Raw genomic sequence first — 15,811 nt, 5'->3', positions numbered from 1 at the left:
GCGCGGCCTTTGCAGGCCCGCGCTTGCCGCCGCAGTGGGTGTCAGACTTTTTCGAGGATCACGGCAATGCCCTGGCCCACGCCGATGCACATGGTGCACAGCGCGTAGCGGCCACCCAGTGCATGCAGCTGGTTGACGGCGGTGGTGGCGAGGCGTGCGCCCGATGCGCCCAGCGGGTGACCCAGCGCAATCGCGCCGCCCCATTGGTTGACGCGCTGGTCGTCGTCCGCAATGCCCAGATCGCGCAGCACGGCCAGGCCTTGGGCGGCAAAGGCTTCGTTCAGCTCGATGACATCCATATCGGCCAAAGTCAGGCCGGCCAGCGTCAGCACCTTGCGCACGGCAGGCGCCGGGCCAAAGCCCATGATGCGCGGCGCCACGCCGGCAGTCGCCATGGCCACCACACGGGCGCGTGGGGTCAGGCCGTATTGCTGGGCGGCTTCTTCATTGGCCAGCAGCAAGGCGCAGGCGCCGTCGTTCACGCCCGAAGCATTGCCGGCCGTCACGGTGCCGCCTTCGCGCACCACGCCCTTGAGCTTGGCCAGCGCTTCAATCGTGGTCGCGCGGGGGTGCTCGTCCTGGCTGATCACCAGCGCATCACCCTTTTTCTGCGGAATGGTCACCGCCACGATCTCGCGGGCCAGGTGGCCGGCCGCGATGGCCGCTGCGGCCTTTTGCTGCGAGGCCAAGGCCATGCGGTCCTGGGCATCGCGCTCGATCTTGAAGTCGTCGGCCACGTTCTCCGCCGTCTCGGGCATGGAGTCCACGCCGTACAGCGCCTTCATCTGCTTGTTGACAAAGCGCCAGCCAATGGTGGTGTCGTAGACGGCATTGTTGCGGCTGAACGCAGACTCGGCCTTGGGCATCACAAAGGGTGCGCGGCTCATCGATTCCACACCACCGGCAATCATCAGGCGCGCTTCACCCGACTTGATGGCGCGGGCGGCGGTGCCCACCGCATCCAGGCCCGAGCCGCAGAGGCGGTTGATGGTGGCGCCGGGCACATCGATGGGCAAACCGGCCAGCAGGCTGGACATGCGGGCCACATTGCGATTGTCTTCACCGGCTTGGTTGGCGCAGCCGTAGATCACATCGGTCAAGGCCGTCCAGTCCACACCGGGGTTGCGCTCCATCAGCGCCTTGATGGGCACGGCGCCCAGGTCATCGGTGCGCACACCAGCAAGCGCGCCGCCGTAGCGGCCAAAGGGGGTGCGCACGGCGTCGCAGATATAGGCGTTGGTCATCTTGGTCTCCTTGGATGAATACAGATCGGCGCTGCGCTTACAGCAGGGCCAGGCCAATCATTTTTTCGAGTTCGGCCTTGTCCAGACCTGCCACGGTGTCGATCAGCTTGAGGCCCTGGTCGGTCACCTCAATGGTCGCCACATCGGTGTAGATGCGCTTGACGCAGCCAATGCCGGTCAGCGGATAGCTGCATTGATTGACGATCTTGCTCTCGCCCTGCTTGGTCAGCAGGTCCATCATCACCCAGGTCTGCTTGGCACCAATGGCCAGATCCATCGCGCCGCCCACGGCAGGAATGGCGCCGGCCTCGCCGGTGCTCCAGTTGGCCAGGTCGCCGTTCTCTGCCACCTGGAAAGCGCCGAGCACGCAGATGTCCAGGTGACCACCGCGCATCATCGCAAAGCTGTCGGCATGGTGGAAAAAGCTGCCGCCTGCCAGCAAGCTGACGGGCTGCTTGCCGGCGTTGGTGAGGTCATAGTCTTCCTCGCCAGCGGCGGGCGCCGGGCCCATGCCCAGGATGCCGTTTTCCGACTGCAGGATGACTTCGCGGTCCTTGGGGATGTGGTTGGCCACAGCCGTCGGCTGGCCAATGCCCAGGTTCACGTAGGCGCCGTCATGGATGTCTTGCGCCACGCGGGCGGCGACTTCGTCTTTGGTGCGTTTTTGGTAGCTCATGGTCTTGTCTCCTGCTTCAGGCTGCTTTTTTGAAGCCACCGGCTTGCGTGGCAACGCGCTCGATCTGGATGACCTGGTTGACATAGATGCCCGGGGTGACCACGGCCTCGGGGTCGAGCTGGCCCAGCTCCACGATCTCATGCACGGTGGCAATGGTGTACTTCGCAGCGGTGGCCATCACCGGGCCAAAGTTGCGTGCTGCCTTGCGGTAGGTCAGGTTGCCCCAGCGGTCGCCTTGCTCGGCCTTGATCAGCGCCACATCGCCATAGATGGGGTACTCCAGCACATAGTGCTTGCCATTGATCTCGCGGGTTTCCTTGCCTGCTGCCAGCTCGGTGCCGTAAGCGGTGGGGCAGAAGAAGGCGCCAATGCCGGCACCAGCAGCCCGCATGCGCTCGGCCAGGTTGCCTTGGGGCACCACTTCGAGCTCGATCTTGCCGCTGCGGTAGAGCTCGTCAAACACATAGCTGTCGACCTGGCGCGGAAAGCTGCAAATGATTTTGCGCACAGCGCCGGTCTTGAGCAGGGCTGCCAGGCCCGTGTCGCCATTGCCGGCATTGTTGTTGACCACCGTGAGGTCGCGCGCACCCTGCGCGATCAGGCCGTCAATCAGGGCCGCTGGGATGCCGGCGGTGCCAAAGCCGCCGATGAGCACGGTCGAGCCATCCTGGACGCGGCTGAGGGACTCGGCAATCGAGTCCGAAATCTTGTTGATCATCTTGTCTCCTGGTTCTGAACACGGGTCGCAACAGGCTGCTGATCCCGCTGCGGCATGGTCGCGCTGCGCTGGAGCAGTGCCTGTACCGCGTGCGACAAATGCAGTGCCGACTCGCAGGCTGGCGCTACATCAGAGGAATCAGCGGCCCTTGGTGAGGCTCTTAGTAAAAATGTTCGTATATAGAACATTAGTTCGCTAAAAGAATTATAGACTGCCCGATAATCCGCTACCCGATGTCCCTGCGATTTGCTTTTGTATTGCCAGGGACCCGCTCCACGCCAACGACCAAGATTGCGGCCTATGAAAGAAGAAGACCCGACCCTCCGCCCCAGCGACAGCTATGTGCAGTCCTTTGCGCGCGGGCTGGAGGTCATCCGCAGCTTTGGCGCGGCAGCGCCCCGCCAGACCTTGACGGAAGTGGCCGAGGCCACGGGGATGACGCGAGCGGGCGCGCGGCGCATTTTGCTGACCTTGCAGACCTTGGGATATGTGCGTGTGGAGGGCCGCTTGTTTGCGCTCACGCCGCGCATACTGGATCTGGGCTTTGCCTATTTGTCGTCGATGCCGGTCTGGAACCTGGCCCAGCCGGTGATGGATGCGCTGGTGGAGCAGACGCACGAGTCCTGCTCGATCGCGGTACTGGATGGCCAGGATGTTGTCTATGTTTTGCGGGTACACACCCACAAGATCATGAGCACCAACCTGGGCATCGGCTCGCGTTTGCCGAGCTTTTGGACCTCGCTGGGCCGGGTACTGCTGGCCGAGCTTCCCCCGCAGGAGTTGCAGGCATTGCTCGATAGCCGCGACCGCACTTTGTTCACCCGCTTCACACTGCAGGACGATGCGCAGCTGCTGACTGAGCTGGCCCAGGTACGCGCCCAGGGCTGGTGCATGCTGAACCAGGAGCTGGAAGAGGGCCTCACCTCCATAGCAGCCCCCATCCGCAATGCCAGCGGCCAGGTCGTTGCGGCGATGAACATCAGCGGCCAGGCCAACCGCACCACGCCGGACGTCATGCAGGGCGAGCTGCTGCCCCAGTTGCTGCAGGCGGCTGGGCGTGTCTCGGGCCTGATGGGCTACCAGGCGGGGCGGGCGATCGGCAGCAAGCTGACACCACGCTGATCGCCGGGCGCTGGGCGCAGCTGCGCGCCTGGCTCGGTCCTTATTTCCTCTTCATGGCTTCCATGCGCCAAGTGCGCAGGGCTGGGCATGCCATGCCGTGCCCCGGTAGCCCTTGCCTGTGGCTGGGATTCCACCGCCTATCGCCATGCCTTGCTGGACTGCGATGGGGCGCAGCCTGCACAGGCGCTGCGATTCAGGCTTTTCTTAAGACAAGCTGAACAAGCCTTCAGAAACCGCCTTCTGTGGCTTTGTCGCCTCCTTGTATCGCTTTCTTAAAGATATGTAAATGAGAACTATTTTGTTCTTTAAGATGTGCGAGCTTTTTCCCGGTCGTAGCCAACCCACCTGCGGACTCCCCCCTGCGGTACAGCCAAACCGAATACATACCAAAGCGATAAAAGGAACAGGAATGGCTTTCAAAACCCAACCCGTGGTGGCAGCAGTGGCGCTGCTGTGCGCGGGCTATGCAGCGGCGCAGCAAGCGCCGGCTGAGACAACCTTGCAGGAAGTACGCGTGCAGGCCGATACCGCAGCGGACGTGGGCTATGCAGCGCCCACGGCCAAAAGCGCCACTAAGATCGAAGCGCCTTTGCGCGATATTCCTCAAACCGTGAACGTGGTGCCCCAGCAGCTGATGCGAGACCAGGCGGTGCAGTCGATGCAGGACGTGCTGAAGGCCGTGCCCGGCATTGGCCTGTCGCATGGCGATGGCCAGCGCGACCAGGTGACGATCCGGGGCTTCTCGGCGATCGCCGACCAGTTTGTCGATGGCGTGCGCGATGACGCGCTGTACTTCCGCGACCTGTCCAATGTCGAGCAGGTCGAAGTGCTCAAGGGCCCGGCATCGGTGCTGTATGGCCGGGGCTCGTCGGGGGGTTTGATCAACCGCATCACCAAGAAGCCCGGCATTGACCGTAGCGAAGTGGGCCTGACCCTCGGCAGCTGGAACCAGCGCCGGGGCGAGTTTGACCTGGCACGTGCGCCGCAGGACAGCATCGTCTCCTACCGCCTGACCGGCGCCATCGAGCGCGCCGACAGCTACCGCGACCAGCAGTTTCTGGACCGCAAGGCGCTGGCCGGCTCGGTGCAGTTCAAGTTCAGCGCGGACACGCAGTTGCTGCTGCAGGCCGACTACCTGAAAGACAGCCGCCTGACCGACTTCGGCATTCCCGCCTTCCAAGGCCGCCCGGTCAATGTGTCGCCCCGTACCTACTACGGTGCGGCCAATGCGCGCGATACCGATGTGAGCACCTCGGAGGTGTACTCGGCCTCGGCCACCTTGAGCCACCGCTTCAACGACAGCCTGAGCCTGCGCAATGTGCTGCGCTACTACGACTACACGCTGGACCGCAGCAACACCCTGGTCGGCTCGGTCAACGAGAAAGCGCAGACGGCGACCCTCAATCGTGGCCATCTGGAGCGTGACGAGCATGGCTTTTTCAACCAGCTGGAGCTGACGCAGAAGCTGGACCTGGCGGGCATGCAGCACCAGGTGCTGTACGGGCTGGAGCTGGGCCGGCAAAACAAGGGGCTGCTGAGCATTAACCAGAACAATGTCGGCACGGTATCGTTGTTCAACCCGGTGCTGCCTGTTGTGTCGCCAGTGCTGACCGCTGCACCTTCGGCCAACAACGACAGCGTCTTCAGCGTGGCCAGCGCCTATGTGCAGGACATGGTGACCCTGGCCCCGGAATGGAAGCTGCTGGCCGGCGTGCGCTATGACCGCTTCCGCCAGGAAACCGACAACTACACACCCGGCAGCACCAACCTGGGCCGCACCGATGTGGCCTGGAGCCCGCGCGTTGGCCTGGTCTACCAGCCCAGCAATGCGCTGTCGTACTACGTGTCGTTCAGCAAGTCCTTCCAGCCCTCGGGCGAGACCTTTGCGCTGGCGGCCAACAATGCCCAGCTGGCGCCGGAGAAAACCAGCAGCCGTGAGGTGGGTGTGAAGTGGGATGTGTTGGACGGTAAGGCCAGCGCCAATGCCGCGCTGTTCGAGATCGAGCGCACCAATATCAAGGCCGTGGACCCCCTCAGCAACACCCTGGTGCCACTGGGCGTGCAGCGCACCCGAGGCCTGGAGCTGAGCTTTGCCGGTGACCTGTCCCAGGGCTGGCAGATCTGGTCGGGCTATGCCTACCTGCTGAGCGAGATGACCTCGTCGCCAGCGGTGGATGCCGGCCAGGCCGTAGAAGGCAAGCGCGCGACCTTGACGCCTAAGCACAGCGCCAATATCTGGGTGACCAAGGCCCTGGGCCATGGCTTTGGCGCCGGTGGCGGCATCAACTATGTTGGCGCGCGTTTTGCCAACCCAGGCAATACCGTTGTGCTGCCGGGCTACGTCACCCTGGATGCCATGGCCTACTACCGCCTGAACAACGTGGACCTGCAGCTCAAGCTCAACAACCTTCTGGACAAGCGCTACATCGTGGCCGGCCACGGCTCCTCGCCCAACCTGAACCTGCCGGGCGCACCGCGCTCGGTGCAACTGGTGGCGCGTTATCGCTTCTAAGCTGCAAGGCTGAGATAGAGAAAGGCCATCTGCCCTGGGGCGGATGGCCTTTTGTCGTTGTGGGTGCTGCCGTAAGAGGCTTAGTCGATATTGCCCAGGCCTTGCAGGTTGCCGAAACGGTCGCGGATCTGGATCCAGTTGCTGCCCTGGTTCAGCAGGGGCAGCGAGAATCCAAAGTTGTTGGTTGACAACTCGTTGGGAGGTGGGCCGGCCTTGGTGCAGGACACGAAATCGGGGCGGGCCGGATACTTTTGCTCGCAGCTCACCGAGCCATCGGAAGAAATCACTACGCCGTTGCTTTCCTGGTTGAACACCAGATGGGTGCGCTGGATCGGCCAGTACCATTCGCCAAACAGCTTGTCAGCGAGGGAAGTCTGGCTATCCAGTCGCATGCGCACAATAGCCCTGGGTTCCTCTCCAGGGAATGCCACTGTGCCCTTCTGCGACACATGGGGTGTTTGCTGTTCACGGTTCAGCGCTAGCTCAATGCGTACCGAACCTGCATTGGCCACCATCTGCGCCGATTGAGCGGCACCGCCCAGGCTGCGCCCGCCGGCGTACTGGCTCAATGCAAACTCGGCGCGCGAGGCCAGCGTATTCACCCCGGTACTGCCATAGCTGCCGCTGCCCATATGGAACGTGGGCTGGCCATTGGCGCCATAGTTAAAGACCTGCAGCACCATCGTCGAATTTTGTACATCCAGCGCCAGCCCGCGTCCTGGCTTGCCGGTCAGCTCATCTTGCACAATCCAGGTGCCATTGACCGGCATCCACTGGTGGGTAGCAGTCGGGGGTGGGCCTAGGGTGTACGCGCCTGGAATCGAATACTCCCAATAGTTTTGCTGCTGCCGCTCGCCATTGACGTGGTTCATGGCCGTTTCACTTTGCCCAATCAGCGGCAGCTGCAGCTCTGGCGCATTTTTCATCGTGGCATGGCCTGCAATCTGACCGCCCACGATTTGAAAACGCAGGCTTGCAATGTCGCTGTTGCTGTCCGTGGACTGGCACAGGAATTCACCCTGCTCGGCATCCAGCGTGCAGGGCACTGTACTATCAACACCCTTCTCATCTATCCGCTCCACCAGTTCTGGAAGATCTTGCGCATTGCGCTGGAGCATGGCCCACCGGTATGTCTTGAGCTGCTGATTCTCATCCAAGATAAGCAGATGCAAGCCGCGCAGGCCCACCTGTGCCAGCGGGTTGCTGAGGCTTGGCGTCAGCTCCTTAATCGCAAAGCGCTCCATAGCCACTGGTGCTTCGCCCGGAAACTGCACCGTTCCCTTCAAACCATTGCTGAAGGACACGGTCACATCACCGGGCGAGCTGTCTTCCACGCCATCACGCGCTTCGCTGCCAAAGCTGCGCCCACCGGTGTAACGGACGAGCGGGGCGGTGATGCTGTTGCCGTCCAACTGCCCGGTGGCGGTATAGAAGGTGGCATCGCCATTTTTCTCATAGCCAAACACCTGCATGAAAAAGGTGTTGCCTTGCACATCGATGGCCAGGCCACGGCCGGGCTTGCCATCGATTTCGCTGCTGACGATCCAGGTGCCCGCTTGGGGTGTGAAATCGCGTGCGGCCCAGCTGCTAGCGCTAAAGGCCAGCAGGCCTGCCACCATCAAAGAAGATAAGCGCATGGTTATTCAATCTCCCAGGTTATTGTCTTATTAGCCAGTTGGATCATAACGAATAGGCGTGCAAGCTAGCTGTCAGGGAAGCGTTGATAATGGTGCCGCCTCTCCACCCGCTGTCCTCGCCCATTACGCCCATGGCCCGCCTTCCCCGACTCAGCCTTCCTGACATGCCGCACCATGTGCTGCACCGGGGCAACAACCGGCAGACGGTTTTTGTCGATGACGAGGATTTCCAGCAGTTCAGCAATTTGCTGCGCCAGCTGGCGCAGACCCATCTGGTGGCAGTGCATGCCTTTGTGCTGATGCCCAACCACTTTCACCTGCTGATAACACCGCAGACCGAGCAGGGCCTGCCGTTGCTGATGCAGGCGCTGGGCCGGGCCTATGTGCGTTATTTCAATGCCCGGCACGGCCGCAGCGGCACTTTGTGGGAAGGGCGCTACCGCTCGACGGTGCTCGAGCCGGCCGAGCCGTTGCTGCAATGCATCATCTATATCGATTCCAACCCGCAGCGCGCAGGCCTGGTTGCGAAGGCGGAGGACTACCCTTGGTCCAGCTGCGCGCACCATTTAGGTGCAAAACCCATGCCGTGGTTGCGCGATCCGGCGGCTTTCTGGGCCTTGGGCAATACCCCCTTTGCTCGAGAGGCGAGCTATGCACAGATGCTGGCTTATGGCCTCTCGCAGCGCGAGTCTTTGGCGTTGACTGATGCCGTACAAGGCGGCTGGGCGATGGGCAGTGAGGACTTTGTGCAATCCTTGCAGTCCAAAACGGTGCGTAGGCTGCACAAAAAGAGTGCAGGCCGCCCGCGTCTGACACTTCCATCCGACGAATGATTTAAAAATTTCATATAAATCAACGATAATTTTGCCATTTTAAATATGACCCTAATTAATTGTTGAGAAAAATCATTTGAAATTAATTGGTATCTGACCCTAAATAAAATGCTTGCTCGGGTATTGCCAGCTGCTCTACATTGACCTTCCCGCGATAGATTATTTGAAGGATTGCGCCATGTCGGCTACCGCACGCGAGCAGATGCAAGCTCAGGGTCTGTATGACCCGACTCTGGAACACGATGCCTGCGGCGTCGGTTTTGTGGCTCACATCAAAGGCCAGAAGAGCCATGCCATCGTCACCCAGGCGCTGAAGATTCTGGAGAACCTGGACCACCGGGGTGCGGTGGGGGCGGACAAGCTGATGGGCGATGGCGCGGGGATCCTGATCCAGCTGCCCGATGCGCTGTACCGCGATGAGATGGCGGCCCAGGGCGTCAAGCTGCCGCCATTTGGCGAATACGGCGTGGGGATGGTGTTCCTCCCCAAGGAACATGCATCGCGTCTGGCCTGCGAGGAAGAGCTGGAGCGCGCCATCAAGGCCGAAGGCCAGGTGCTGCTGGGCTGGCGCGATGTGCCGGTGAACCGCGAGATGCCGATGTCCCCCACGGTGCGCGAGAAAGAGCCGATCATCCGCCAAGTGTTCATTGGCCGTGGCGCCGATGTGATCGTGCAGGATGCGCTGGAGCGCAAGCTGTATGTGATCCGCAAGACGGCAAGCGCAGCCATCCAGAACCTGCAGCTCAAGTACAGCAAAGAGTACTACGTGCCCAGCATGAGCAGCCGCACCGTCATCTACAAGGGTCTGCTGTTGGCTGACCAGGTGGGTACCTATTTCCGTGATCTGGAGGACGAGCGCTGCGTCTCGGCACTGGGCCTGGTGCACCAGCGCTTCTCGACCAACACCTTCCCCGAGTGGCCGCTGGCCCACCCTTACCGCTATGTGGCGCACAACGGTGAAATCAACACGGTCAAGGGCAACTACAACTGGATGCGCGCCCGCGAAGGCGTGATGAGCTCGCCCGTGCTGGGCAACGACCTGCCCAAGCTCTACCCGATCAGCTTTGCGCACCAGTCCGACACGGCCACCTTCGACAACTGCCTGGAACTGCTGACCATGGCGGGCTACCCGCTGGCCCAGGCCGTGATGATGATGATTCCAGAGCCATGGGAGCAGCACGCCACGATGGATTCGCGCCGCCGCGCTTTCTACGAATACCATGCCGCGATGATCGAGCCCTGGGATGGCCCGGCGTCGATCGTGTTCACCGATGGCCGCCAAATTGGCGCCACCCTGGACCGCAATGGCCTGCGCCCCGCGCGTTACTGCGTGACCGACGATGATTTCGTCATCATGGGTTCCGAATCCGGCGTGCTGCCCGTGCCTGAGCACAAGATTGTGCGCAAGTGGCGCCTGCAGCCCGGCAAGATGTTCCTGATCGATCTGGACCAGGGCCGTCTGATTGACGATGAGGAAGTCAAGTCCTCGCTGACCAATGCCAAGCCCTATATGCGCTGGATCGAAGACCTGCGCATCCGCCTGGACGATGTCGTCACCCCCGTGGCCGGCGAATCGCAGGTGGACCAGCAGGCCAAGGCCTCGCAAGAGTTTGGCGCCATTGCCGATGAGCAAAAGTCGCCTGAGCTGCTGGACCTGCAACAGGCCTTTGGCTACACCCAGGAAGACATCAAGTTCCTGATGAGCCCGATGGCCGCCAATGGCGAAGAGGGCATTGGTTCGATGGGCAATGACAGCCCGCTGGCCGTGCTGTCGGACAAGAACAAGCCGCTGTACAACTACTTCCGCCAGATGTTCGCGCAGGTGACCAACCCGCCGATCGATCCGATCCGTGAAGCGATTGTGATGAGCCTGGTGTCCTTCATCGGCCCCAAGCCCAACCTGCTGGACATCAACCAGGTCAACCCACCGCTGCGCCTGGAAGTGACCCAGCCGGTGCTGGATTTCGCCAACATGGTGAAGCTGCGCAACATCCGTTCGCACACTGCAGGCAAGTTCAGCTCGGCCGTGCTTGACATCACCTACCCGCTGGAATGGGGCAGTGAAGGCGTCGAAGCGCGCCTGGCATCGCTGTGCGCACAAGCGGTTGACGCCATCAAGACCGGCAACAACATCCTGATCATCAGCGACAAAGGCGTCAGCAAGGACCGCGTGGCGATCCAGGCGCTGCTGGCGCTGTCCGCCATCCACCAGCACCTGATCCGCGAAGGCCTGCGCACGGCCTGCGGTCTGGTGGTGGAGACGGGCACCGCCCGCGAAGTACACCATTTCGGCGTGCTCGCCGGCTATGGCGCAGAAGCCGTCCACCCCTACCTGGCGCTGGAAACCATCACCTCGATCCACGAGCACCTGCCCGGTGATCTGTCGGCAGACAAGGCGATTTATAACTACATCAAGGCCATCGGCAAGGGTCTGTCCAAGATCATGTCGAAGATGGGTGTGTCCACCTACATGTCCTACTGCGGTGCGCAGCTGTTCGAGGCCGTGGGCATCAACAGCGAGACCATCGACAAGTACTTCACCGGCACCTCCAGCCGCGTGCAGGGCCTGGGCGTGTTCGAGATTGGTGAAGAGGCCATCCGCCGCCACAAGGCTGCCTTTGGCAACGATCCCGTGCTGGCCACCATGCTGGACACCGGCGGAGAATACGCCTGGCGTGCCCGGGGTGAAGAGCATATGTGGAGCCCCGATGCGATTGCCAAGCTGCAGCATTCGACCCGCGCCAACAGCTTCAACACCTACAAGGAATATGCGCAGCTGATCAACGACCAGAGCAAGCGCCATATGACCTTGCGCGGCCTGTTCGAGTTCAAGCTCGACCCTGCCAAGGCCATCCCGGTCGAGCAGGTCGAGTCGGCTGCTGACATTGTCAAGCGCTTTGCCACGGGCGCCATGTCGCTGGGCTCCATCAGCACCGAAGCCCACGTGACCCTGGCCGTGGCGATGAACCGCATTGGCGGCAAGAGCAACACCGGCGAAGGCGGCGAAGACCCCGCCCGTTACCGCAACGAGCTCAAGGGCATCCCCATCAAGCAGGGCGAATCGCTGGCCTCGATCATCGGCAAGGACCAGATCGAATCTGACTACGTGCTGCAAGAGGGCGACAGCCTGCGCTCGCGCATCAAGCAAGTGGCATCGGGCCGCTTTGGGGTGACGGCCGAGTACCTGGCCTCTGCCGACCAGATCCAGATCAAGATGGCCCAGGGCGCCAAGCCGGGCGAAGGTGGCCAGCTGCCTGGCGGCAAGGTCACCGAGTACATTGGCAAGCAGCGCTACTCGGTGCCGGGTGTGGGTTTGATCTCGCCCCCGCCGCACCACGACATCTACTCGATCGAGGACTTGGCCCAGCTGATCCACGACCTGAAGAACGTCGCCACGCACTCGACCATCAGCGTCAAGCTGGTGTCCGAAGTGGGTGTGGGCACGATTGCCGCTGGCGTTGCCAAGTGCAAGGCCGACCATGTGGTGATCGCCGGCCACGATGGCGGCACGGGTGCATCGCCTTGGTCGTCGATCAAGCATGCCGGATCGCCCTGGGAAATCGGCCTGGCCGAAACCCAGCAGACCCTGGTGCTCAACGGCCTGCGCAACCGCATCCGCGTGCAGGCCGATGGCCAGATGAAGACCGGCCGCGACGTCGTGATTGGCGCGCTGCTGGGTGCTGACGAGTTTGGCTTTGCCACCGCTCCACTGGTGGTTGAGGGCTGCATCATGATGCGCAAATGCCACCTCAACACCTGCCCGGTGGGCGTAGCCACGCAAGACCCCGAGCTGCGCAAGAAATTCAGCGGCAAGCCCGAGCATGTCGTGAACTTCTTCTTCTTCATCGCTGAAGAAGCCCGCCAGATCATGGCCCAACTGGGTATCTCCAAGTTCGACGACCTGGTGGGTCGTGCCGATCTGCTGGACATGAAGGACGGCATCACCCACTGGAAGGCCAAGGGCCTGGACTTTGGCCGCCTGCTGGCCCGTGCCGATGTGGCTGCTGATGTGCCGCTGTTCCACACCCAGAACCAGGACCATGGTCTGGAAAAAGCCTTCGACAACATCCTGATCGAGAAGTCGCGCCCCGCCATCGACAAGGGCGAGCGGGTCAAGATTCTGGAGACCGTGCGCAATGTGAACCGCACCGTGGGCGCCATGCTTTCGGGCGCGGTGACCAAGGTGCATGCCGAAGGCCTGCCGGACGACACCATCCATATCCGTGTCGAAGGCACGGGCGGCCAGTCGTTTGGCGCCTTCCTGTGCAATGGCATCACCTTGTATCTGGTGGGCGACGCGAACGACTACACCGGCAAGGGCCTGTCCGGCGGCCGTGTGGTGGTGCGCCCGAGCCTGGATTTCCGGGGTGAAGCGCACAAGAACATCATCGTGGGCAACACCGTGATGTACGGTGCGACCACCGGTGAGGCCTTCTTGAGCGGCGTGGCCGGTGAGCGCTTTGCGGTGCGCCTCTCGGGTGCCACGGCGGTGGTGGAAGGCACGGGCGACCACGGTTGCGAATACATGACCGGCGGCACCGTGCTGGTGCTGGGCAAGACCGGCCGCAACTTTGCCGCTGGCATGAGCGGTGGCGTGGCTTACGTCTATGACGAAGACGGCCAGTTCGCCAGCCGCTGCAACACCACCATGGTGACCATGGACAAGGTGCTGAGCCAGTCCGAGCAAGAGGCCAGCATCGACAAGGGTGTGTGGCACAACGGCCAGACCGATGAAGCCCAGCTCAAGCGCCTGCTGGCGGACCACCTGCGCTGGACCGGCAGCAAGCGTGCGCGCGAGCTGCTGGACAACTGGGACGAGGTGCGCAACAAGTTCGTCAAGGTGTTCCCGACCGAGTACAAGCGGGCCCTGGGTGAGATTTATGCAAGAGCCGAAGCCAAGTCCCAACTGGCCAAGGCCAAGACCTCGGCCAAGAAAAGCGTGGATGCCGCCGCGAAATGAGGCCACTGGCGGCTCTGCCGCCAGCCACCCCGCCCCTTATTAATGACCACGATTGCTGCCCCCGCCAACGCGGTGCGGGCAGCAGACAAGCAAGAGATCCGATCATGGGAAAAGTCACAGGCTTTATGGAATTTGCGCGTATCGACGAGGGCTATGCCCCCGTGGAAGACCGCCTCAAGCACTACAAGGAATTTGTGGTTGGCCTGAACTCGCAGCAGGCCAAGCAGCAAGGTGCCCGCTGCATGGACTGCGGCACGCCGTTTTGCAACAGCGGCTGCCCGGTCAACAACATCATTCCGGATTTCAACGATCTGGTGTACCGCGCTGATTGGGCCGCCGCCTTTCATGTGCTGGACTCGACCAACAACTTCCCCGAGTTCACCGGCCGCATCTGCCCCGCACCTTGCGAAGCAGCCTGCGTGCTGAACATCAACGACGAGCCAGTGGGCATCAAGTCCATCGAGCACGCCATCATCGACCGCGCCTGGGAAGAGGGCTGGGTGCAGGCGCGCCCCCCCAAGCATCAGACGGGCAAGAAGGTGGCCGTGGTCGGCTCCGGCCCTGCCGGCATGGCGGCGGCCCAGCAACTGGCCCGCGCTGGCCATTCGGTCACCTTGTTCGAGAAGAACGACCGCATCGGTGGCCTGCTGCGCTACGGCATCCCTGACTTCAAGCTTGACAAGGTCCATATCGACCGCCGTGCCGTACAGCTACAAGCCGAAGGCGTAACCATCCGCACCGGCGTGTTGATAGCCGGCAAAGAGGGCATGGGCAAGGACAGCAAGGTCACCAACTGGGCCAAGGAAACCATCTCGCCCGAGCAGCTCAAGGCCGATTTTGACGCCGTGCTGCTGACCGGTGGCTCCGAGCAATCGCGTGACCTGCCTGTGCCTGGCCGCGACCTGGACGGCGTGCACTATGCGATGGAGTTCCTGCCCCAGCAGAACAAGATCAATGCCGGCGACAAGATCAAGGGCCAGCTGCGTGCCGATGGCAAGGATGTCATCGTCATCGGCGGTGGCGACACCGGCAGCGACTGCGTGGGCACCAGCAACCGCCACGGCGCCAAGAGCGTCACCCAGTTCGAGGTGATGCCCATGCCGCCCGAAGAGGAAAACAAGCCCATGGTTTGGCCTTACTGGCCGATCAAGCTGCGCACCAGCTCCAGCCACGAAGAAGGCGCAGTGCGCGAGTTCGCGATCTCCACCAAGAACTTCAACGGCGACAAGGGCAAGGTCAAGAGCCTCACCACCGTCCAGGTCGAGTTCAAGGACGGCAAGCTGAGCGAAGTCAAGGGAACGGAAAAGGAATGGCCTGCCGACATGGTGCTGCTGGCCATGGGCTTTGTGAACCCCGTTGCCACCGTGCTGGATGCCTTTGGCGTGGACAAGGACGCCCGTGGCAATGCCCGCGCCACCACCGATTTCACCGGCGGCTATGCCACCAATGTGGACAAGGTGTTTGCCGCTGGCGACATGCGCCGTGGCCAGTCCCTGGTGGTCTGGGCCATCCGCGAAGGCCGCCAGGCTGCCCGCTCCATCGATGAGTTCCTGATGGGCTGGAGCGATCTGCCGCGCTAAAACTGGTAGCAGCTCAACCCACCCAAGACCGCAGCCGAGGCTGCGGTTTTTTTACGCCTGCCGGGATGGAATGGCTTACGAATATTCTGCATACCCCCAGGGGGTACCTGGGGTTTTCATCTATTTTTCATATGTAATTTTTATAAATTGCATTTATACTCTGGCCCAGTACCCAACTTCTGCGCTGTTCTGCGCCGCTGCAAGCCCCGCCTGCCATGCCCCATAACGCCGAAGACAAACACCGCGCCATCACCCGCCTGCGCCGCATCAAAGGCCAGGCGGAGGCCTTGGAGCGGGCGGTGGAGGCGGGCAGCGATTGCGCGCCGATCCTGCAGCAGTTGGCAGCGATGCGCGGGGCCGTACACGGCCTGATGGCCGACTTGCTCGATGGCCATATGCGCGAGACCATGGCCAAGCAGCCCGCGCCGTCGCAGGCGGATATTGACGAGATGCTGTCGCTGCTGCGTTCGTACCTCAAATAGGCGCGCTGCGTTGGCAGCGTTTGACCGTTCCCCCCGTTTTTGACCCA

The 15,811-nt window shown here is 62.1% G+C and carries 10 protein-coding genes; 6 read left to right on the top strand and 4 right to left on the bottom strand.

What is annotated here, in order from left to right; genetic code table 11:
* Positions 1-41: 41 nt before the first annotated feature.
* From pcaF to HS961_RS21520, 3 genes are read right to left on the bottom strand one after another with little or no spacing between them, the layout of a single operon-like run.
* The gene (gene pcaF / locus HS961_RS21530) at positions 42-1,244 is read right to left on the bottom strand and encodes a 3-oxoadipyl-CoA thiolase (protein WP_182325475.1); all 1,203 of its coding nucleotides are present in this window, start codon (positions 1,242-1,244) and stop codon (positions 42-44) included.
* A 37-nt stretch (positions 1,245-1,281) separates the two neighbouring features.
* The gene (locus HS961_RS21525) at positions 1,282-1,920 is read right to left on the bottom strand and encodes a 3-oxoacid CoA-transferase subunit B (RefSeq protein ID WP_182325474.1); all 639 of its coding nucleotides are present in this window, start codon (positions 1,918-1,920) and stop codon (positions 1,282-1,284) included.
* 16 nt (positions 1,921-1,936) lie between these two features.
* Positions 1,937-2,638 carry a 3-oxoacid CoA-transferase subunit A gene (locus tag HS961_RS21520; protein WP_182325473.1) on the bottom strand — a complete coding sequence of 234 codons (702 nt, stop codon included), beginning with the start codon at positions 2,636-2,638 and terminating at the stop codon, positions 1,937-1,939.
* A 300-nt stretch (positions 2,639-2,938) separates the two neighbouring features.
* Here HS961_RS21520 and HS961_RS21515 point away from each other — a divergent pair, with 300 nt between their 5' ends.
* Together HS961_RS21515 and HS961_RS21510 are read left to right on the top strand one after the other, a co-directional pair.
* Positions 2,939-3,760: an IclR family transcriptional regulator domain-containing protein gene (locus HS961_RS21515; protein ID WP_182325472.1), complete on the top strand. Its 822-nt coding sequence runs from the start codon at positions 2,939-2,941 to the stop codon at positions 3,758-3,760.
* 409 nt (positions 3,761-4,169) lie between these two features.
* Positions 4,170-6,272: a TonB-dependent receptor gene (locus HS961_RS21510; protein WP_182325471.1), complete on the top strand. Its 2,103-nt coding sequence runs from the start codon at positions 4,170-4,172 to the stop codon at positions 6,270-6,272.
* 80 nt (positions 6,273-6,352) lie between these two features.
* On the opposite strand, the gene HS961_RS21505 is transcribed toward HS961_RS21510, so the two are convergent.
* Entirely contained in the window at positions 6,353-7,909 is a 1,557-nt protein-coding gene (locus tag HS961_RS21505) for a hypothetical protein (RefSeq protein WP_182325470.1), read from the bottom strand.
* 131 nt (positions 7,910-8,040) lie between these two features.
* Here HS961_RS21505 and HS961_RS21500 point away from each other — a divergent pair, with 131 nt between their 5' ends.
* The 4 genes from HS961_RS21500 (at position 8,041) to HS961_RS21485 (ending at position 15,764) form a co-directional block, all read left to right on the top strand.
* Positions 8,041-8,742: a transposase gene (locus HS961_RS21500; protein WP_182325469.1), complete on the top strand. Its 702-nt coding sequence runs from the start codon at positions 8,041-8,043 to the stop codon at positions 8,740-8,742.
* Positions 8,743-8,920: 178 nt separating this feature from the next.
* The gene (locus HS961_RS21495; protein WP_182325468.1) at positions 8,921-13,702 is read left to right on the top strand and encodes a glutamate synthase-related protein; all 4,782 of its coding nucleotides are present in this window, start codon (positions 8,921-8,923) and stop codon (positions 13,700-13,702) included.
* Between the two features lie 104 nt (positions 13,703-13,806).
* On the top strand, positions 13,807-15,282 hold the full coding sequence (locus HS961_RS21490) for a glutamate synthase subunit beta (RefSeq protein ID WP_182325467.1): 1,476 nt from the start codon (positions 13,807-13,809) through the stop codon (positions 15,280-15,282).
* A gap of 215 nt (positions 15,283-15,497) precedes the next feature.
* Positions 15,498-15,764 carry a metal/formaldehyde-sensitive transcriptional repressor gene (locus HS961_RS21485; protein WP_021026096.1) on the top strand — a complete coding sequence of 89 codons (267 nt, stop codon included), beginning with the start codon at positions 15,498-15,500 and terminating at the stop codon, positions 15,762-15,764.
* The last annotated feature ends 47 nt before the right edge of the window (positions 15,765-15,811 follow it).

It is taken from the genome of Comamonas piscis (assembly GCF_014109725.1).
Lineage (GTDB): Bacteria > Pseudomonadota > Gammaproteobacteria > Burkholderiales > Burkholderiaceae_C > Comamonas > Comamonas piscis.
This window is presented reverse-complemented; position numbering and strand designations above follow the sequence as displayed.